We start from the raw sequence: 18153 nt of genomic DNA on the forward strand, positions 1-18153 counted from the left end.
TTCTCCTTATTTCGCGAGCCACACGAAGTAGGTCATGAAGGCCAGGACGCCCAAAATCATCACGAAGGCGTAGTGGTAGAGGTAGCCGGTCTGCACGCGGCGCACCACGGCGGCCACCGCGCCGACGACCTTCCAGCTCAGGTTGACGATACCGGTCTCGATCACGCCACGGTCGCCGCCCTTCCACAGCCCCACGCCGATGGCGCGCGCCGCGGCGGCGATGATGTGCTCGTTGATCCAGTCCATGTAGTACTTGTTTTCGAGCACGACGACGATGGGCCGCAGCGCCGCCGCGATGCGCGCCGGCAGCTCGGGGCGCACCATGTACAGGTACCAGGCCGACAGCGCCCCGGCGAGCGCCAGGTAGAACGGCGGCGTGCTGAACGCGTGCAGCGCCATCGCCAGCGGCCCGTGGAAGATCTCGGCGAACTTCGCCATCGCCGGGTGCTTGTCGGCGTGCACCTCGATCGACGCGGCAAGGAAGTCGCCGAACAGCATCGGCTGGATCGTCAGGTAACCGATCACCACCGACGGGATGGCCAGCAGCAGCAGCGGCACCGTCACCACCCACGGCGATTCGTGCGGCTTGCCGTCGCCGTGCTCGTCATCGTGGCCGTGATGCCCGTGGTGGGCGTCCGGGTTCTGGTCGTAGCGCTCCGCGCCGTGGAAAACGAGGAAGTACACGCGGAACGAATAGAACGCCGTCACGAAGACGCCCGCGAGCACCGCAAAGTACGCAAAGCCCGACGCCGGTAGGTTGCTGAAATGCACCGCCTCGATGATCGCGTCCTTGGAGTAGAAGCCCGAGAAGAGCGGCGTGCCGATCAGCGCGAGCGTGCCCAGCAGGAACGTGATCCACGTGATCGGCATGTACTTGCGCACGCCGCCCATCCAGCGGATGTCCTGGTTGTGGTGCATGCCGATGATGACCGACCCCGCCGCCAGGAACAGCAGCGCCTTGAAGAACGCGTGCGTCATCAGGTGGAACACCGCCACCGAGTACGCCGACGCACCGAGCGCCACCGTCATGTACCCGAGCTGCGACAGCGTCGAGTACGCGACGACGCGCTTGATGTCGTTCTGGATGATGCCGAGGAACCCCATGAACAGCGCCGTGATCGCGCCGATCACGAGGATGAAGTTCAGCGCCGCATCCGACAGCTCGTAGATCGGCGACATGCGCGCGACCATGAAGATGCCGGCCGTCACCATCGTCGCGGCATGGATCAGCGCCGAGATCGGGGTCGGGCCTTCCATCGAATCCGGCAGCCAGACGTGCAGCGGGAACTGCGCGCTCTTGCCCATCGCGCCGATGAAGAGGCAGATGCCAATGACCGTCACGAGCATCGCCTCTTGCCCGAAGACATACCACGGGAATTCGATGGCGGCGAGCTCGGGGGCCTTGTCGAAGATCTCGTTGTAGTTGAGCGTGCCGGTATACGCGGCCAGCAGCCCGATGCCGAGGATGAAACCGAAGTCCCCCACCCGGTTGACGAGGAAGGCCTTCATGTTGGCGAAAATCGCCGTCGGCTTGTGGAACCAGAAGCCGATCAGCAGGTACGACACCAGCCCCACCGCTTCCCAGCCGAAGAAGAGCTGCAGCAGGTTGTTGCTCATGACGAGCATGAGCATCGAGAACGTGAACAGCGAGATGTAGGCGAAGAAGCGGTTGTAGCCCGGGTCGTCCTCCATGTAGCCGATGGTGTAGATGTGCACCATCAGCGACACGAAGGTCACCACGCACATCATCATCGCGGTGAGCCCGTCGACCAGAAAACCGATCTCCATCTTCAGCCCACCGATGACCATCCACTCGTAGATCGTCTGGTCGAAGTAGGCACCGTCGAGCGCGACGCGCTTGAGCGTGATCGCCGACAGGATGAAGGACACCAGCACGCCGAGGATGGTCAGGCTGTGCGACCAGCGCCGGCCGATCCAGTTGCCGCCCAGCTTCGTGCCGAGGATGCCGGCGGCGGCCGCGCCCACGAGCGGGGCCAGCGGCACGGCCAACAACATGCTTGCGGAGAGTGTCGTCATGGTGTGGGTCGAGTGGTTGTCGGGTGGCCCATCAGCCCTTGAGGGTGTCGAGCGACTCGACGTCGATCGACGACTTGTTGCGGAACAGCAGCACCAGGATCGCCAGACCGATGGCCGACTCCGCCGCGGCGACGGTCAGGATGAAGAACACGAACACCTGTCCGTGCAGATCACCGAGGTAGTGCGCGAAGGCCACAAAGTTGATGTTGACGGCCAGCAGCATCAGCTCGATGGCCATCAGCAGCACGATCAGGTTCTTGCGGTTGAGAAAGATCCCCACCACCGACAGCGCGAACAGGATCGCGCCGACCGACAGGAAATGCCCCACCCCGAGGGTACCGAGGGTATTCATGCCTGCTCCTCCTTCGCCGCCTCGGGCGCCGCCGCCACCTTCGCCGCCGGCACGCTCACCACCCGCAGGCGGTCCGCCGCGCGGGCGCGAACCTGCAGGCCCGGATCGATGGTCTTGGTGTCCTTGCGGCCGCGCAGCGTCAGCGCGATCGCCGCGATCATCGCCACCAGCAGAATGACCGCCGCCACCTGGATCGGGTACAGGTAGTCGCTGTAGAGCAGCCGCCCCAATTCATACGTGTTGCGGTGGTCCGCGGCGTGCATCGCCCGGCCGGTGACGGCGGCATCGGCGGTCGCGGTCGGGAAGCCCGTCCACAGCACCGCGATCAGTTCGGCGCTCACCAGCGCCCCGAGCAGCAGCGCCAGCGGCAGGTGCTTCCAGAACCCGGCGCGCATCGCGTCGACGTTGATGTCGAGCATCATCACGACGAACAGGAACAGCACCATCACCGCACCGAGATACACCAGCACCAGCGCGATGCCGAGAAACTCGGCCTTCAGCAGCAACCACAGCGCCGCCGCCTGCGAAAACGCCAGCATCAGGTACAGCACGGCGTGCACGGGGTTGCGCGCCGTGATGACGCGAAACCCGGCGAACAGCAGTACCGCCGAAAAAAAGTAAAAGAAACCGGTGACGAATTCCATGATGGTTCCGTGCGCGACTGGCGCTCAGCGGTATTTCGCGTCGGCCGCCTTCGCCGCCGCGATCTCCTTTTCGTAGCGATCCCCGACGGCGAGCAGCATCTCCTTCGTGAAATAGAGATCGCCGCGTTTTTCGCCGTGGTATTCGAAGATGTGCGTCTCGACGATCGCGTCGACCGGGCAGGCCTCCTCGCAGAAACCGCAAAAGATGCACTTGGTCAGGTCGATGTCGTAGCGCGTCGTGCGGCGCGTGCCGTCTTCGCGCTCGGCCGACTCAATGGTGATCGCCATCGCGGGGCACACCGCCTCGCACAGCTTGCAGGCGATGCAGCGCTCCTCCCCGTTCGGGTAGCGGCGCTGCGCGTGCAAGCCGCGAAAGCGTGGCGACAGCGGGGTTTTTTCCTCCGGGTACTGTATCGTGACCTTGCGCCGCAGCGCATAGCGTCCGGTCAGGGCCATGCCCTTGAACAGTTCGACGAGGAGGAAACTCTTGAAGAAATCTTTCAGCGAGAACGGCGCAACGGCGGTGGCAGACATGACGCCCTCCTTCACTTCCACGGGTTCCACGACGTCTGCATCACGGCGCCCACCAGCAGCAGCCAGATCAGCGTCACCGGGATGAAGATCTTCCAGCCCAGACGCATGATCTGGTCGTAGCGGAAGCGCGGGAACGTGGCGCGAATCCAGATGAACATCGACACGACGATCGCGGTCTTCAGGCCCAGCCAGACCCAGCCCGGGATCGCGTTGAAGAGCGCGCTGTCAATGGGCGGCAACCAGCCGCCGAGGAACATTAGCACCGCGAGGATCGACACGAGCCACATGCTGGCATACTCGGCCAGGAAGAAGATCGCGAAGCCCATGCCCGAGTACTCGACCATGTGACCGGCGACGATCTCGGCCTCGCCCTCGACGACGTCGAACGGGTGGCGGTTGGTCTCCGCGACGGCCGAGATCAGGTACACCATGAAAATCGGCAGCAGCGGCAGCCAGTTCCACGACAGGAAGTTCAGCCCCATCTCGGCACCGACGCCGCGCGACTGCGACGCGACGATCTCGGCCAGCTCCAGGCTGCCCGCCGTCATCACGACCACGAGGAAACAAAAGCCGATCGCGATCTCGTAGCTCACCATTTGGGCGGATGCCCGCAGCGCCCCGAGGAAGGCGTACTTCGAGTTCGAGGCCCAGCCGGCGATGATGACGCCGTACACCTCGATCGACGTGATCGCGAGGATCACCAGCAACCCGGCGTTGACGTTGGCGAGCACCACGTCCGGCCCGAACGGCACGGCCACCCACGCGGCCAGCGCCGGCATGATGGCCATGATGGGGCCGAGGCGGAACAGCCCGCCGTTGGCCGCCGTCGGGCGGATCAGCTCCTTGGTCAGAAGCTTGAGCGCATCGGCGATCGGCTGCAGCAGGCCGAACGGCCCCACCCGGTTGGGGCCCAGGCGCACCTGCATGAAGCCGAGCAGCCGCCGCTCCCACCACGTCAGGTACGCCACCAGCAGCATCAGCGGCGCCAGCAGCACGACGATCTTGAGCAGGATCCAGATCACCGGCCAGCCGGCCTGGGTCCACCACGCCGCCGTGCTCAGGTTCAGGCCCCCTTGATAGATGGCGTCGATCATGCGCACACTCCTTCAGCGGCAGCCGCGGCACGAACGGCGCGCCCGGCACGACCGTCGGCGGTCGCCTGCAACGCGGGCACACGCCGCACCAGGGCGTCGAGCCGGTAGATGGCCGCCACGCACGGCTCGCCCGGCGCGGGCGTGAGGTCGACCCCCCCGCTGGCCCGGTTGTCGAGCCGCTCCGCGGACACGAACGCCCCGTGGGCGACACCGGGCAGTGCCTGCGCCAGCACCTCCTGCGACGTGGTCTGCTCGAACCCCGACAGGCCCAGCAGGTTGCCCAGCACGCGCAACACCTTCCAGCCCGGACGCGTCTCGCCCAGCGGCTTGACGACGGCCTGGAAGCTCTGCAGCCGGCCCTCGGCGTTGACGAACGAGCCGGACGTCTCGGTGAACGGCGCAATCGGCAGCAGCACGTCGCTGATCTCGAGGTTGGTTTTGAAGGGGCTCAGCGTCACGACCATTTCCGCCCCGGCCAGCGCGGCACCGCCCACCGCCGTGTCCTCCCCGGGCTCGACGCCCAGCAGCAGCACGGCCTTGAGCGCGCCGCCCAGCATCGCCGCGGCGTCCAGCCCCCCGGCCCCCGGCAGCGCGCCGACCAGCTGCGCCCCGACCGTGTTGGCCGCCTCCGTGAGGTAGCCCCAGCGGGCGCCGGTCTGCTGCGCGATCCACTGCGCCAGCGCCAGCAGCGTCGCGGCGCGCGCGTGGTGCGCCGCGGCGTTGCCCAGCAGAACGGCCTTGCGCTCACCACCGAGCAGCGACTGCGCGATCGCGCGCGCCGCGTCATCCGCGGCGAGGCCTTCGACCCCCGCCGGCGGCGTCACGCCGCGCGCCTCGGCGACCGCGACGGCCACGCGCGCCAGCGCCGCCGCCCAGTCGGCCGCCGGCGCGGTCAGCACGCGGTGCAGCGGCATCGCCCAGTCCGGCGCCGCCGCCACCAGCGCGTTGACCTGCGCGCCTTTGCGCGCCGCCTGGCGGATGCGCTGGGCGAACAGCGGGTGGTCCTTGCGCAGGTTCGAGCCGATCACGAACGCCCGATCCAGCGTCGACAGCTCGGCGATCGGCAGGCCCAGCCAGCGCGCCCGACCGGCCGGCGCGGCGTTGTCGAACGCCGCCGCGCGCAACCGGTAATCGATGTTGGCGCTGCCCAGGCCCGCCATCAGCGCCTTGGCCAGCGCCAGCTCCTCCACCGTCGCGTGCGGGCTCGCCAGCAGCCCGATGGCCCCGGCACCGTGCTGCTCGCGCACGCCCTTGAGGCCGTTGGCGACGTACTCCAGCGCCGCCTGCCAGTCGACGGTACGCCACTCGCCGCCCTGCTTGATCATCGGCTGCGTCAGCCGGTCAGGGCTGTTGAGCGCCTCGTAGCTGAAGCGGTCCCGGTCCGCAATCCAGCACTCGTTGACGGCTTCGTTTTCCAGCGGCACGACGCGCAGCACGCGGTCGCCCTTGACCTGCACGATCAGGTTGGCGCCGGTGGAATCGTGCGGGCTGATGCTCTTGCGGCGCGACAGCTCCCACGTCCGCGCGGCGTAGCGGAACGGCTTGCTGGTCAGCGCCCCCACCGGGCAGAGGTCGATCATGTTGCCCGACAGCTCGGAATCGACCGTCTGGCCGACGAAGGTTTCGATTTCGGAGTGTTCGCCACGGTGGCTCATGCCGAGTTCCATGACGCCGGCGATTTCCTGCCCGAAGCGCACGCAACGGGTGCAGTGGATGCAGCGGCTCATCTCCTCCATCGAGATGAGCGGCCCGACGTTCTTGTGGAAAACGACGCGCTTTTCTTCTTCGTAGCGGGATTTCGTGCCGCCGTAACCGACGGCGAGGTCCTGCAGCTGGCATTCACCGCCCTGGTCACAGATCGGGCAGTCCAGCGGGTGGTTGATCAGCAGGAACTCCATCACGGCCTTCTGCGCCTTGATGGCCTTCTCGCTCTTGGTGCGCACGACCATGCCCATCGTGACGGGCGTGGCGCACGCCGGCATCGGCTTGGGTGCCTTCTCCACGTCGACCAGGCACATGCGGCAGTTGGCCGCGATGGAGAGCTTCTTGTGGTAGCAGAAGTGGGGGATGTATACGCCCGCCTTCTCGGCCGCATGCATGACCATGCTGCCCGGCGGAACCTCCACCTTCTTGCCGTCGAGTTCGATTTCCACCATGGTGGGCTTTCCCTCAGACATACGCCGGGACCATGCAGGTCTTGTGTTCGACGTGGTATTCGAATTCGTGGCGGAAGTGCTTGATCATCCCGCGCACCGGCATCGCGGCCGCGTCGCCCAGCGCGCAGATGGTGCGGCCCATGATGTTTTCCGCCACGTTGTCGAGCAGCTCCAGGTCCGCGGGCTTGCCGAGGCCGCGCTCGATGCGGTCGACCACACGCCACAGCCAGCCGGTACCCTCGCGGCACGGCGTGCACTGCCCGCACGACTCGTGCATGTAGAAGTAGCTCAGCCGCTGCAACGACTTGACCATGCAGCGCGTCTCGTCCATCACGATGACGGCACCGGAGCCCAGCATCGACCCCGCCTTGGCGATGCTGTCGTAGTCCATGGTCAGGTCCATCATGATCTCGGCCGGCAGTACCGGCGCCGACGAACCGCCGGGGATCACGGCCTTGAGCCGGCGCCCGCCGCGCACGCCGCCGGCGAGCTCCAGCAGCTTCGCGAACGGCGTGCCCATCGGGATCTCGTAGTTGCCCGGGCGCTCGACGTCACCGCTGACCGAAAAGATCTTGGTGCCGCCGTTGTTGGGCTTGCCCACCTCCAGGTAGGCCTGCCCGCCGTGGCGGATGATCCACGGCACCGCGGCAAAGGTCTCGGTGTTGTTGATCGTCGTGGGCTTGCCGTACAGGCCGAAGCTCGCCGGGAACGGCGGCTTGAAGCGCGGCTGGCCCTTCTTGCCTTCCAGCGACTCCAGCAGCGCAGTTTCTTCGCCGCAAATATAGGCGCCGAAGCCGTGGTGCGCGTGCAGCTGGAAGCTGAAGCCGCTGCCGACGATGTTGTCGCCCAGATACCCTGCGGCGCGCGCCTCCTCGAGGGCCTCCTGAAAGCGCTCGTAGACCTGGAAGATCTCGCCGTGGATGTAGTTGTAGCCGACCGAGATCCCCATCGCGTAGGCCGCGATCGCCATCCCCTCGATGACGATGTGCGGGTTGTACATCAGGATGTCGCGGTCCTTGCAGGTGCCGGGCTCACCCTCGTCCGAGTTGCACACCAGGTACTTCTGCCCCGGGAACTGGCGCGGCATGAAGCTCCACTTCAGCCCGGTCGGGAAGCCCGCACCGCCGCGGCCACGCAACGCGCTGGTCTTGACCTCGGCGATGACCTGGTCGGGGGTCATGCCCTCGCCGCCGTCCTGGCCCAGGATCTTGCGCAGCGCCTGGTAGCCGCCGCGCGCCTCGTAGTCCTTCAGGCGCCAGTTGGTGCCGTCGAGCCCCGCGTAGATCTGCGGCGCGATGTGCCGGCCATGGAAGCAGGTTTGCACCCCGGTGGCCTGGAATTGCTGCAACAGCTGTTCGACCTTCATGCCTGCCCCTCCGCCGCCGTGGTACGCAGGCCGTCGATCAGCTGATCGAGCCGCTCCGTCGTCATGAAACTGCACATGTGGCGATCGTTGACCAGCATCACCGGCGCGTCCGCGCACGCCCCCAGACACTCGCACGGCTGCAGCGTGAACATCCCGTCGGCCGTCGTCTCGCCCGGCTGAATGCCGAGTTTGTCGGCCAGGTACTGCAGCGCCTTGGCGCCGTCGCGCAACTGACACGGCAGGTTGGTGCAGACGTTGAGCTTGAAGCGCCCGACCGGCTGCTGGTTGTACATGTTGTAGAAGGTCGTGACCTCGTGCACGGCGATCGGGGGCATGCCGAGGTAGTCGGCCACAGCCCGCTCCGCCGCCGGGCTCACCCAGCCCTGCTCCTGCTGGATGATCGCCAGACACGCCATGACGGCCGACTGGCGCTGGTCCGCCGGGTATTTGGCCACCTCACGCGCAAAGCGCGCCAGCGTCGATTCGGAGAGCACCATCGGCTCGACGGTGCGCGGTTGCTCGGTGCTCATCGGTCGATCTCTCCAAACACGATGTCCAGCGTGCCGATGATGGCCACCGCGTCGGCCAGCATGTGACCGCGCGCCATCTCGTCCAGGCAGGACAGGTGCGCAAACCCCGGCGCGCGGATCTTGAGGCGATACGGCTTGTTGGCGCCGTCGCTGATCAGGTAGATCCCAAACTCCCCTTTGGGGTGCTCCACCGCGGCGTACGCCTCGCCCTCGGGTACGTGGAAGCCCTCGGTGAAGAGCTTGAAGTGGTGGATCAGCGACTCCATGTCGGCCTTCATGGCCTCGCGCTTCGGCGGCGCGACCTTGGTGTTGTCGGTGATCACTGGGCCCGGGTTGGCGCGCAGCCAGTCCACGCACTGCTTGATGATGCGGTTGGACTGGCGCATCTCTTCCATGCGCACCAGGTAGCGGTCGTAGGTGTCGCCGTTCGTCCCGACGGGGATGTCGAAATCCAGCCGGTCGTACACCTCGTAGGGTTGCTTCTTGCGCAGGTCCCACGGGATGCCGGAGCCGCGCAGCATCGGGCCGGTCATGCCCATGGCCAGTGCCTTCTCGGGCGGCACGACGCCGATGCCCACCGTGCGCTGCTTCCAGATGCGGTTGTCGGTCAGCAGCGTGTGGTATTCGTCCAAGTATTTCGGGAAGCGCTGCGTGAAGTCGTCGATGAAGTCGAGCAGCGAGCCCTGCCGGTTACGGTTGAGCTCCTCGAGCTGGCGGGCGTTGCGGATCTTGCTGACCTTGTACTGCGGCATCGTGTCCGGCAGATCGCGGTACACGCCGCCCGGGCGGAAATACGCCGCGTGCATGCGCGCGCCGGACACCGCCTCGTACATGTCGAACAGGTCCTCGCGCTCGCGAAAGCAATACAGCAGAATGGTGGAGCTGCCGCAGTCATTGCCGTGCGAGCCGAGCCACATCAGGTGGTTGAGCAGCCGCGTGATCTCCGAGAACATCACGCGGATGTACTGCGCGCGGATCGGCACCTCGATGCCGAGGAGCTTTTCGATCGCCAGGCAGTACGCGTGTTCGTTGCACATCATCGAGACGTAGTCCAGCCGGTCCATGTACGGCAGCGACTGGATGAACGTCTTGTGCTCGGCGAGCTTTTCGGTGGCGCGGTGCAGCAGCCCGATGTGCGGGTCGGCGCGCTGCACGACCTCGCCGTCGAGCTCCAGCACCAGGCGCAGCACGCCGTGCGCGGCCGGGTGCTGCGGACCGAAGTTCAGGGTGTAGTTCTTGATCTCAGCCATGACGTGAACACCCGCTCAGTGCAGGCCGCCGTAGTGGTCTTCGCGGATGATGCGCGGCGTGATCTCGCGCGGCTCGATGGTGACCGGTTCGTAGATGACGCGCCGGCGCTCGGGGTCGTAGCGCATCTCGACGTGCCCCGACAGCGGGAAATCCTTGCGGAACGGGTGCCCGATGAAGCCGTAGTCGGTGAGGATGCGGCGCAGGTCCGCGTGCCCCTCGAACACGATGCCGAACAGGTCGAACGCCTCGCGCTCGTACCAGTTGGCCGACGGCCACACCGACGTCACCGAATCGATGACCGGAAAATCGTCGTCCGGACAAAAGGTGCGCACGCGCACGCGCTGGTTCAGACTGACCGACAGCAGGTGCGACACCACTGCGAAGCGCGGGCCGTCCCAGCCGCCGTTGCGGTAGGTCGAGTAGTCCACCCCGCACAGGTCGATCAGCTGCTCGAAGCGGCAGCCCGGCGCGTCGCGCAGCGTCTGCATCGCGCCGAGGTACTGTGCCGCGGGCACGACCACCGTGACTTCGCCACGTTCGAGCACCACGCCGCTGGCGCGCTCGCCCAGCGCCGCGGCCACCGCGTCGCGCACCGCCTCGGGCGCGGGACGCACCGCCTGTGTTGCGAGCGCCGCCCAATCGGCGCCCTGCGTCGTCGAGGTCATCGGGACGTCTCCTGGCAAACCGCGGGCGCCGTCACACCCGCGCGATGGTTTCGGTGCGGCGGATCTTGTGCTGCAGCTGGATGATGCCGTACAGCAGCGCCTCGGCCGTCGGTGGACAGCCCGGCACATAGACGTCGACCGGCACGATGCGGTCGCACCCGCGCACGACCGAGTAGCTGTAGTGGTAGTAGCCGCCGCCGTTGGCGCACGAGCCCATCGACAGCACCCAGCGCGGCTCGGCCATCTGGTCGTACACCTTGCGCAGCGCCGGCGCCATCTTGTTGCATAGCGTGCCGGCGACGATCATCAGGTCCGACTGCCGGGGACTGGCGCGAAACACCTCCGCACCGAAGCGCGCGAGGTCGTAGCGCGCCGTCGCGGCGTGCATCATCTCCACCGCGCAGCAGGCAAGACCGAACGTCATCGGCCACAGCGAGCCGGTCTTGGCCCAGTTCACCACCGCGTCGTAGCTGGTGGTGAAAAAACCTTCCTTGAACACGCCTTCGATCATCGGTGGCTCCCGCTCATGTCCGCGCTGCGTAGCGCCCGTTCACTCCCAGTCGAGCGCGCCCTTTTTCCACTCGTAGGCAAACCCGACCACCAGGATCGCCAGGAACATCACGCCCGCCCAGAAGCCCGTCGCGCCGATGTCCGCGAAGGCGACGGCCCACGGGATCAAAAAGGCGATTTCCAGGTCGAACAGAATGAACAGGATGGCCACGAGGTAGTAGCGCACATCGAACTTCATGCGCGCATCTTCAAACGCCTCGAAGCCGCATTCGTAGGGGGAGTTCTTCTCCGGATCCGGACGATTCGGCCCAAGCAGATAGCCAAATACCTGGGGGAGTACACCGACCGCAAAGCCCACCAAAATAAACAGGAGTACGGGCAGATACTGCTCAGGGCTCACACGCGTCTCCGGGTTGCGGCGCCCTGGGGGCGCTGGGTCGTGTCATTGATTGGTGCCGACGGCGAGACTCGAACTCGCACAGCTTTCGCCACTACCCCCTCAAGATAGCGTGTCTACCAATTCCACCACGTCGGCAAGGGACTGTCGCTGGGCGCTGGATCTGGCTTCACCTCACCGGCAACATTCATCCGCAGCGATGGGGTGCATTGTACCCGGAATTGGACCCGTTTCCGGGCCCGGTGCACCCGAATGGATCACTGACCCGGAATCTGCGACGCACTGTCGGCGGCCGGTGCCGCACCGGGCGCGGGCGTGACGGGCACGGCTGGCACCGATTCGAGCACGCTGCCCGACGACGCCTGCGGGCGCTGATACCCCAGGAACGCCAGCGCCAGCGTCGAGGCGAGGAACACCGTCGCCAGCACCGCGGTGCTGCGCGACAGGAAGTTCGCGCCGCCGGCGGCACCGAAGAGGCTCGCGGAGGCACCGCCGCCAAACGCGGCACCTGCGTCCGCCCCTTTTCCGTGCTGCAGCAGAATCAGGCCGATCATGACCAAGGCGGACAGCACCTGCACGATGATCAACAGGGTCAACAGTACGTTCATACCAACTCCTCGAAACGACAAATGGGGGTCTCCGCGCGCGTCAGGACGCCGCGGCGATGATGCGTAAAAAGTCGTCGGCCTTCAGCGACGCCCCGCCGATGAGGCCACCGTCGATGTCCGGCTGCGCGAGCAGCGCCGCCGCGTTGCCCGCGTTCATGCTACCGCCGTAGAGGATGCGCACGCGCCGCTCGTTGGGCGTGGCCGCGCGCAGCTGGGCGCGCAGCACGGCGTGCACCGCCTGCGCCTGTTCCGGCGTGGCGGTGCGGCCGGTGCCGATGGCCCACACCGGCTCGTAGGCGACGACGATCTCCGACACGCAGTGTCCGACGGCGTGAATCACCGCGGCGAGCTGGCGCTTGACGACCTGCTCGGTGTCGCCCTGCTCGCGCTGGGCCTCGCTCTCGCCGACGCAGACGATCGGGGTGATGCCGCACGCCAGCGCCCGCTGGGCCTTGCGCGCCACCACCTCGTCCGTCTCGCCGTGGTACTGGCGGCGCTCCGAATGGCCAACGATGACGAAGCGGCAACCGAAATCGCGCAGCATCGCGGCGCTGACCTCGCCGGTGTAAGCGCCCGCCTCGTGCGCCGAGACGTCCTGCGCGCCCCACGCGATCGGCGTGCCGGCGCACAGGCCCTGCACCTGCGCCAGGTACGGCGCGGGCACGCACACCGCGACGTCGGCGGCCGGTTCCGCCGCCAACCCCGCGCGGACCGCGGTCAGCAGCGCCTCGTTGGCGGCGAGGTTGCCGTTCATCTTCCAGTTGCCGGCAATCAGCTTGCGCATCGTTCGGGTGTCTCCGCTACAGGGATTCAGGCCGCCGTGCCCGTCCAGTCGAGCACGATCTTGCCGATGTGTTGGTTGGACTCCATGAGGGCGTGTGCACGGGCCGCCTCGGCCGCGGGGAACACCCGGTAAACGACCGGGCGGATCGCCCCGCGCTCGATCAGCGGCCACACGTGCCGGTGCAGCTCGCGCGCGATCGCGGCCTTGAACGCCACTGGACGGGGACGCAGCGTCGAGCCGGTGATGGTCAGGCGCCGGCGCAGCACGAGGCCGGCGTCGAACCCGGCCTGCACCCCGCCCTGCACCGCGATGATCACGAGGCGCCCGTCCTCCGCCAGGCACTGCACCTCGCGCGCCACGTAGGGCCCGGCCACCATGTCGAGGATCACGTCCACGCCGCGCCCGGCGGTCAGGCGCGCGACCTCGGCGACGAAGTCCTGCTCGCGGTACCGGATCGCGTACTCCGCCCCGAGCCGCACGCACGCGTCCGCCTTGTCGGCGGAACCGACGGTGACGAACACGCGCGCGCCCATCGCGCGCGCCATCTGGATCGCGGTGACGCCGATGCCGCTCGCGCCGCCCTGCACGAGCAGCGTCTCGCCGGCCTGCAGCCGGCCGCGGTCGAAGACGTTGCTCCAGACGGTGAAAAACGTCTCCGGGATACCCGCGGCCTCGACGTCGCTCCAGCCGTGCGGCACCGGCAACACCTGCCCGACCGGGGCCACGCAGTACTCCGCATAGCCCCCGCCGGCCACCAGCGCGCACACGCGCTGCCCGATGCGCAGGCCCGCGGCCTCCATCGCCTCGACGTCACCGCTGTCGATGACACCGGCGACCTCCAGTCCCGGCAGGTCGGTCACCCCGGGCGGCGGCGCGTACTGGCCGCGGCGCTGCAGCACGTCGGGCCGGTTGACGCCCGACGCACTGACACGGATGCGCACCTCGCCCTCACCGGGCTCGGGCCGCGGACGCTGCACCAGCCGCAGCACGTCCGGCGCGCCGTAGGCGCTGATTTCGATCGCGCGCATCAACGGAGCCACGGAGCACCTCCTGCCGGTCTCGCCAGCTCACTGTTGCGACTGGCCGCCGGCGCCGCCGCGGTCGTCCAGCAGCGCCTTCATCGACAGCTTGATGCGGCCCTTGTCGTCGGTCTCGAGCACCTTGACCTTGACGATCTGCCCTTCCTTGAGGAAGTCCGACACCTTCTCGACGCGCTGGTGCGCGATCTGGCTGATGTGCAGCAGGCCGTCCTTGCCCGGCAGGATGTTGACGAGCGCGCCGAAGTCCAGGATCTTGGTCACCGGGCCTTCGTAGATCTGCCCGACCTCGACCTCGGCGGTGATCTCCTCGATGCGGCGCCGCGCCTCGGCCGCGCGGTCGGGGTCGGTGGAGGCGATCGTGATCGTGCCGTCCTCGGCGATGTCGATCGTCGTGCCGGTCTCCTCGGTCAGCGCGCGGATGGTGGCGCCGCCCTTGCCGATGACGTCGCGGATCTTCTCCGGGTTGATCTTCATCGTGTACAGGCGCGGCGCGTAGACGGAGATGTCCTCGCGCGCGCCGGCGATGGCGGCCTGCATCTTCTCGAGGATGTGTAGCCGCGCCTCCTTGGCCTGCGCCAGCGCGACCTGCATGATCTCCTTCGTGATGCCCTGGATTTTGATGTCCATTTGCAGCGCGGTCACGCCCTGCGTCGTGCCGGCAACCTTGAAGTCCATGTCGCCGAGGTGGTCCTCGTCACCGAGGATGTCGGTCAGCACCGCGAACTTGTTGCCTTCCTTGATCAGGCCCATCGCGATGCCGGCGACGTGCGCCTTCATCGGCACGCCCGCGTCCATCAACGCCAGGCACCCGCCGCAGACGGTGGCCATCGACGAAGAGCCGTTCGATTCGGTGACCTCCGAGACGACGCGGATCGTGTAGGGGAACTCGTCCTTGCTCGGCAGGCACGCGATCAGCGCGCGCTTGGCCAGCCGCCCGTGGCCGATTTCGCGCCGCTTCGGTGCCCCGACCCGCCCCGTCTCGCCGGTGGCGAACGGCGGCATGTTGTAGTGCAGCATGAAGCGGTCCTGGTACTCGCCAGAGAGCGCGTCGATGATCTGCGCGTCGCGTTCGGTGCCCAGCGTGGCGATGACCAGCGCCTGCGTCTCGCCGCGCGTGAACAGCGCCGAGCCGTGCGTGCGCGGCAGCACGCCGGTGCGGATCTCGATCGGCCGCACGGTGCGCGTGTCGCGCCCGTCGATGCGCGGCTCGCCGTTGAGGATCTGCTGGCGCACGATGCGCGATTCGATCTCGAACAGCAAACCGTCGACCTTGACCTCGTCGAACGCGACGCCGCGCTCGGCCAGCCCCGCCTTGACCGCGGCATACGCCTCACGGCAGGCCTGCGTGCGCGCCTGCTTGTTGCGGATCTGGTAGGCCGCGCGCAGGGGCCCCTCGCCCAGCTCCGTCACCTGCGCGATCAGCGCCTCGTCACGCGGCGGCGGCTGCCAGTTCCACGCGGGCTTGCCGGCGACGCGCACCAGATCGTGGATCGCCTCGATCGCGATCTTGCCCTGCTCGTGGCCGAACACCACCGCGCCCAGCATCACTTCCTCCGGGAGCTGGTCGGCCTCGGATTCGACCATCAGCACCGCGGACTCGGTGCCGGCGACGACGAGGTCCAGGCGCGAATTGGCCTTCTCGGTCGGGCCCGGGTTGAGCACGTATTCGCCGTTGACATAGCCGACACGGGCCGCCCCGATCGGGCCGTTGAACGGAATGCCGCTGATCGCCAGCGCGGCGCTGGAGGCGATCATCGCCGGGATGTCGGCGTCCACGTCAGGGTTGAGCGACAGCGTGTGGACGACGATCTGCACCTCGTTGAAAAACCCGTCCGGGAACAGCGGGCGGATCGGCCGGTCGATCAGGCGGCTCGTCAGCGTCTCGTACTCGCTGGGGCGGCCTTCGCGCTTGAAGAAGCTGCCCGGGATCTTGCCCGCGGCGTAAGCCTTCTCGACGTAGTCGACGGTCAACGGGAAGAAATCCTGCCCGGGCTTGGCCTCGGGACGCGCCACGACGGTGGCCAGCACGACGGTGCCGTCCATGTCGAGCAGCACGGCGCCGGTGGCCTGGCGCGCGATTTCGCCGGTTTCCATCGTGACGGTGTGACGACCCCACTGGAAGGTCTTGGTGTGCTTGTTGAACAGGCTCATGGATGGGTCTCCTCAAGAGAGTGGCCACCAGCACAGAACACGATGCCATTCCAGCGCCACCCCCGGGACGGCGGTGGAATGACACAGCTTCGCTCTGGGCCGGCTCGGCCGGTGATGACGCCCGTGCGCGCGGCGCGGGCGACGGTAAAACGCGATGATGCAACAAAAAACGCCCGGGGCCGACACGCGGCCCGGGGCGCTTTCGGTGGACGACGGGCAATCACCCGGTGGCGTCGGCGGCTGCCGCGTCGATCACTTGCGCAGACCGAGCTTCTGGATCAGCGCGACGTAACGGTCGGTATCCTTGGACTTCAGGTAGTCCAGCAGCTTGCGGCGGCGGCTGACGAGCTTGAGCAGACCGCGACGGCCGTGGTGGTCCTTCGCGTGGGTCTTGAAGTGCGGCGTCAGCTCGTTGATGCGCGCGGTCAGCAGCGCGACCTGAACTTCGGGGCTGCCGGTGTCGTTGGCACCGCGGGCGTGTTCCGCGATGACCTTGGCTTTGGTTTCGGACGTGATCATGAATCAACCTCGGTTGGACAAGCGACCGTCCGCAGGTGGGCGCCGGCCGGTTGCCTGGTCACCCGGCAACCGGGACCTTCCGCGCTGCGCCGCAGACGGCGTGAACCCGCCCCGTCAAAGCAGGGCAGCCAAGCATTATAGCCGAGTGGTCGCAGCTACCGTCAGGGCCGCACCATGCGGCAGGTGTGCGGCTGCTCGGCGGCGGCCGCGTCCAGGCGCTGCAGCACCCGGAAGCCAAAGCCCGATCCCTCCACGTCGAACGGCACGCCCGGGGCGCCCTGGCGCTCCATCACCGCCACCATCAGCGGCTGCTGCGCCTGGTGATCGTCGGCGCGCATGCGCAGCCGCTGCCCGGCCAGTGTCACGTCCGCCTGTTCGAGTGCGCGCGCAATGGCCACCGCCGACGGCCCCGCGGCCCCGCCCGGGGCGGCGCGGGCGGCGCGGGCGGCGCGCTCGATCGCCTGCGCCAGCGCCTCGATCATCAGCTGCATGCGCATGTGCACATAATCGTCGGCCGGATTCGGGAAACGTTGGCGGAACGCCTCGTAGAAGCGCCGCGACTCGGCATCCGGCGCGTTCGGGAACCAGTCCGCCACCGCGATGACTCGGCCGACGCCGGCCTCGCCGATCGCCGCCGGCGCGCCCAGCGCGTTGCCGTAGAAGGTGTAGAACTTGCCGTCGAAGCCGCCCTCGCGCGCCGCGCGCACCAGCAGCGTCAGGTCGTTGCCCCAGTTGCCCGTGATGACGGCCTGCGCGCCGCTGGCCTTGATCTTGGTGACGTAGGGCAGGAAGTCCTTGATGCGCGCCATCGGATGCAGCTCCTCGCCGACGATGCGCACGTCCGGCCGCTGCAGCGCGAGCTGGCGCCGCGCCTCGCGCAGCACGGCCTGGCCGAAGCTGTAGTCCTGCCCGATCAGGTAGACGCTGCGCACGCTCGGATCGGCCTTGAGCACCCCCATCAGCGCCGCCATGCGCATGTCGGCGTGCGCGTCGAAGCGGAAGTGCCAGAAGCTGCAGCGCTCGTTGGTCAGGACCGGATCGACGGCCGAGTAGTTGAGGAACAACACCTGCCGCTGCGGCTCGCGCTCGTTGTGGCGGTTGATCGCCTCGATCAGCGCCGCCGCCACGGCCGACGAGTTGCCCTGGGCGACCAGCGTGATGCCGTCGTCGAGCGCGGACTGCAGCGCCGACAGCGCCTCCTGCGGCTGCCCCTTGCTGTCGTAGCGCACGATCTGCAGCGGCCGCCGCACCCCGGGCGCGACCTCGATGCCGCCACGGGCGTTGACCCGCTCGGCCGCCCAGACGAGGTTGCGAAACACGGCTTCGCCCGCGTTGCCCATCGGGCCGGAGAGTCCCTCGATCAGCGCGAGCCGGATGGCCGCCTCGCCCCGGGCCGCGCCCGGCTGTGCCGCCAGCCCGCCGGCCCAGCCCGCCAGCAGCAGCGCGCCGCCGCCCACCAACCAGCGCCGCCGTCCCCATCGTGTATCCCGCGTCATGCGTGTGCGTCCTTTCGTG

At 67.8% G+C, this 18153-nt stretch carries 18 protein-coding genes and 1 tRNA gene; all 19 read right to left on the reverse strand.

What is annotated here, in order from left to right; translation table 11 throughout:
* Positions 1–6 precede the first annotated feature (6 nt).
* Positions 7–2037, reverse strand: a complete 2031-nt coding sequence (gene nuoL, locus LCC91_RS06455) for an NADH-quinone oxidoreductase subunit L (RefSeq protein ID WP_224441047.1) — start codon at positions 2035–2037, stop codon at positions 7–9.
* 31 nt (positions 2038–2068) lie between these two features.
* Complete coding sequence (gene nuoK / locus LCC91_RS06460) at positions 2069–2389, reverse strand: NADH-quinone oxidoreductase subunit NuoK (protein ID WP_043699147.1); 321 nt, start codon at positions 2387–2389, stop codon at positions 2069–2071.
* Entirely contained in the window at positions 2386–3033 is a 648-nt protein-coding gene (locus LCC91_RS06465; protein WP_043699149.1) for an NADH-quinone oxidoreductase subunit J, read from the reverse strand. Before LCC91_RS06465 ends, nuoK begins: the two co-directional genes overlap by 4 nt.
* A gap of 24 nt (positions 3034–3057) precedes the next feature.
* Positions 3058–3567 (reverse strand): NADH-quinone oxidoreductase subunit NuoI, encoded by a 510-nt coding sequence (gene nuoI / locus LCC91_RS06470; protein WP_058615438.1) that lies wholly within the window; start codon positions 3565–3567, stop codon positions 3058–3060.
* A gap of 11 nt (positions 3568–3578) precedes the next feature.
* Positions 3579–4661: an NADH-quinone oxidoreductase subunit NuoH gene (gene nuoH, locus LCC91_RS06475; RefSeq protein WP_043699151.1), complete on the reverse strand. Its 1083-nt coding sequence runs from the start codon at positions 4659–4661 to the stop codon at positions 3579–3581.
* Entirely contained in the window at positions 4658–6817 is a 2160-nt protein-coding gene (gene nuoG, locus LCC91_RS06480; protein ID WP_143897391.1) for an NADH-quinone oxidoreductase subunit NuoG, read from the reverse strand. The genes nuoH and nuoG overlap by 4 nt, the downstream gene beginning before the upstream one ends.
* Before the next feature lie 13 nt (positions 6818–6830).
* Positions 6831–8183, reverse strand: a complete 1353-nt coding sequence (nuoF, locus tag LCC91_RS06485) for an NADH-quinone oxidoreductase subunit NuoF (protein ID WP_143897365.1) — start codon at positions 8181–8183, stop codon at positions 6831–6833.
* Positions 8180–8713 (reverse strand): NADH-quinone oxidoreductase subunit NuoE, encoded by a 534-nt coding sequence (gene nuoE / locus LCC91_RS06490; RefSeq protein WP_185974855.1) that lies wholly within the window; start codon positions 8711–8713, stop codon positions 8180–8182. Before nuoE ends, nuoF begins: the two co-directional genes overlap by 4 nt.
* The gene (locus LCC91_RS06495; RefSeq protein WP_043699157.1) at positions 8710–9963 is read right to left on the reverse strand and encodes an NADH-quinone oxidoreductase subunit D; all 1254 of its coding nucleotides are present in this window, start codon (positions 9961–9963) and stop codon (positions 8710–8712) included. The genes nuoE and LCC91_RS06495 overlap by 4 nt, the downstream gene beginning before the upstream one ends.
* 15 nt (positions 9964–9978) lie before the next feature.
* Positions 9979–10629: an NADH-quinone oxidoreductase subunit C gene (locus LCC91_RS06500; protein ID WP_052231418.1), complete on the reverse strand. Its 651-nt coding sequence runs from the start codon at positions 10627–10629 to the stop codon at positions 9979–9981.
* 31 nt (positions 10630–10660) lie between these two features.
* Positions 10661–11140 (reverse strand): NuoB/complex I 20 kDa subunit family protein, encoded by a 480-nt coding sequence (locus LCC91_RS06505; protein ID WP_043699160.1) that lies wholly within the window; start codon positions 11138–11140, stop codon positions 10661–10663.
* A gap of 39 nt (positions 11141–11179) precedes the next feature.
* On the reverse strand, positions 11180–11539 hold the full coding sequence (locus tag LCC91_RS06510; RefSeq protein ID WP_043699162.1) for an NADH-quinone oxidoreductase subunit A: 360 nt from the start codon (positions 11537–11539) through the stop codon (positions 11180–11182).
* 50 nt (positions 11540–11589) lie between these two features.
* Positions 11590–11674: transfer RNA gene (locus LCC91_RS06515), tRNA-Leu, on the reverse strand.
* A gap of 119 nt (positions 11675–11793) precedes the next feature.
* Positions 11794–12144, reverse strand: a complete 351-nt coding sequence (gene secG / locus LCC91_RS06520) for a preprotein translocase subunit SecG (protein WP_043699164.1) — start codon at positions 12142–12144, stop codon at positions 11794–11796.
* A 40-nt stretch (positions 12145–12184) separates the two neighbouring features.
* Positions 12185–12928, reverse strand: coding sequence for a triose-phosphate isomerase (gene tpiA / locus LCC91_RS06525; RefSeq protein WP_043699166.1), 744 nt, complete (start codon positions 12926–12928; stop codon positions 12185–12187).
* Positions 12929–12954: 26 nt separating this feature from the next.
* Complete coding sequence (locus LCC91_RS06530; protein WP_043699168.1) at positions 12955–13956, reverse strand: NAD(P)H-quinone oxidoreductase; 1002 nt, start codon at positions 13954–13956, stop codon at positions 12955–12957.
* Between the two features lie 39 nt (positions 13957–13995).
* A complete protein-coding gene (gene pnp, locus LCC91_RS06535) occupies positions 13996–16119 on the reverse strand; it encodes a polyribonucleotide nucleotidyltransferase (RefSeq protein ID WP_043699171.1) in 2124 nt (707 codons plus the stop codon).
* A gap of 252 nt (positions 16120–16371) precedes the next feature.
* On the reverse strand, positions 16372–16638 hold the full coding sequence (gene rpsO, locus LCC91_RS06540; protein WP_043699173.1) for a 30S ribosomal protein S15: 267 nt from the start codon (positions 16636–16638) through the stop codon (positions 16372–16374).
* Between the two features lie 161 nt (positions 16639–16799).
* Positions 16800–18134, reverse strand: coding sequence for a branched-chain amino acid ABC transporter substrate-binding protein (locus LCC91_RS06545; RefSeq protein ID WP_082007473.1), 1335 nt, complete (start codon positions 18132–18134; stop codon positions 16800–16802).
* Positions 18135–18153: the final 19 nt, after the last annotated feature.

Source organism: Tepidimonas taiwanensis (assembly GCF_020162115.1).
GTDB lineage: Bacteria > Pseudomonadota > Gammaproteobacteria > Burkholderiales > Burkholderiaceae_C > Tepidimonas > Tepidimonas taiwanensis.

What these genes read in the sequence shown, in the direction of transcription:
- LCC91_RS06500 (WP_052231418.1), bottom strand. Translation starts at nt 10,629, where the DNA reads ATGACCTCGACGACGCAGGGCGCCGATTGGGCGGCGCTCGCAACACAG.
- nuoF (WP_143897365.1), bottom strand. Translation starts at nt 8,183, where the DNA reads ATGAAGGTCGAACAGCTGTTGCAGCAATTCCAGGCCACCGGGGTGCAA.
- secG (WP_043699164.1), bottom strand. Translation starts at nt 12,144, where the DNA reads ATGAACGTACTGTTGACCCTGTTGATCATCGTGCAGGTGCTGTCCGCC.
- rpsO (WP_043699173.1), bottom strand. Translation starts at nt 16,638, where the DNA reads ATGATCACGTCCGAAACCAAAGCCAAGGTCATCGCGGAACACGCCCGC.
- LCC91_RS06545 (WP_082007473.1), bottom strand. Translation starts at nt 18,134, where the DNA reads ATGACGCGGGATACACGATGGGGACGGCGGCGCTGGTTGGTGGGCGGC.
- LCC91_RS06530 (WP_043699168.1), bottom strand. Translation starts at nt 13,956, where the DNA reads ATGCGCGCGATCGAAATCAGCGCCTACGGCGCGCCGGACGTGCTGCGG.
- nuoK (WP_043699147.1), bottom strand. Translation starts at nt 2,389, where the DNA reads ATGAATACCCTCGGTACCCTCGGGGTGGGGCATTTCCTGTCGGTCGGC.
- nuoE (WP_185974855.1), bottom strand. Translation starts at nt 8,713, where the DNA reads ATGAGCACCGAGCAACCGCGCACCGTCGAGCCGATGGTGCTCTCCGAA.
- LCC91_RS06495 (WP_043699157.1), bottom strand. Translation starts at nt 9,963, where the DNA reads ATGGCTGAGATCAAGAACTACACCCTGAACTTCGGTCCGCAGCACCCG.
- nuoH (WP_043699151.1), bottom strand. Translation starts at nt 4,661, where the DNA reads ATGATCGACGCCATCTATCAAGGGGGCCTGAACCTGAGCACGGCGGCG.
- pnp (WP_043699171.1), bottom strand. Translation starts at nt 16,119, where the DNA reads ATGAGCCTGTTCAACAAGCACACCAAGACCTTCCAGTGGGGTCGTCAC.
- tpiA (WP_043699166.1), bottom strand. Translation starts at nt 12,928, where the DNA reads ATGCGCAAGCTGATTGCCGGCAACTGGAAGATGAACGGCAACCTCGCC.
- nuoG (WP_143897391.1), bottom strand. Translation starts at nt 6,817, where the DNA reads ATGGTGGAAATCGAACTCGACGGCAAGAAGGTGGAGGTTCCGCCGGGC.
- LCC91_RS06465 (WP_043699149.1), bottom strand. Translation starts at nt 3,033, where the DNA reads ATGGAATTCGTCACCGGTTTCTTTTACTTTTTTTCGGCGGTACTGCTG.
- nuoI (WP_058615438.1), bottom strand. Translation starts at nt 3,567, where the DNA reads ATGTCTGCCACCGCCGTTGCGCCGTTCTCGCTGAAAGATTTCTTCAAG.
- LCC91_RS06505 (WP_043699160.1), bottom strand. Translation starts at nt 11,140, where the DNA reads ATGATCGAAGGCGTGTTCAAGGAAGGTTTTTTCACCACCAGCTACGAC.
- nuoL (WP_224441047.1), bottom strand. Translation starts at nt 2,037, where the DNA reads ATGACGACACTCTCCGCAAGCATGTTGTTGGCCGTGCCGCTGGCCCCG.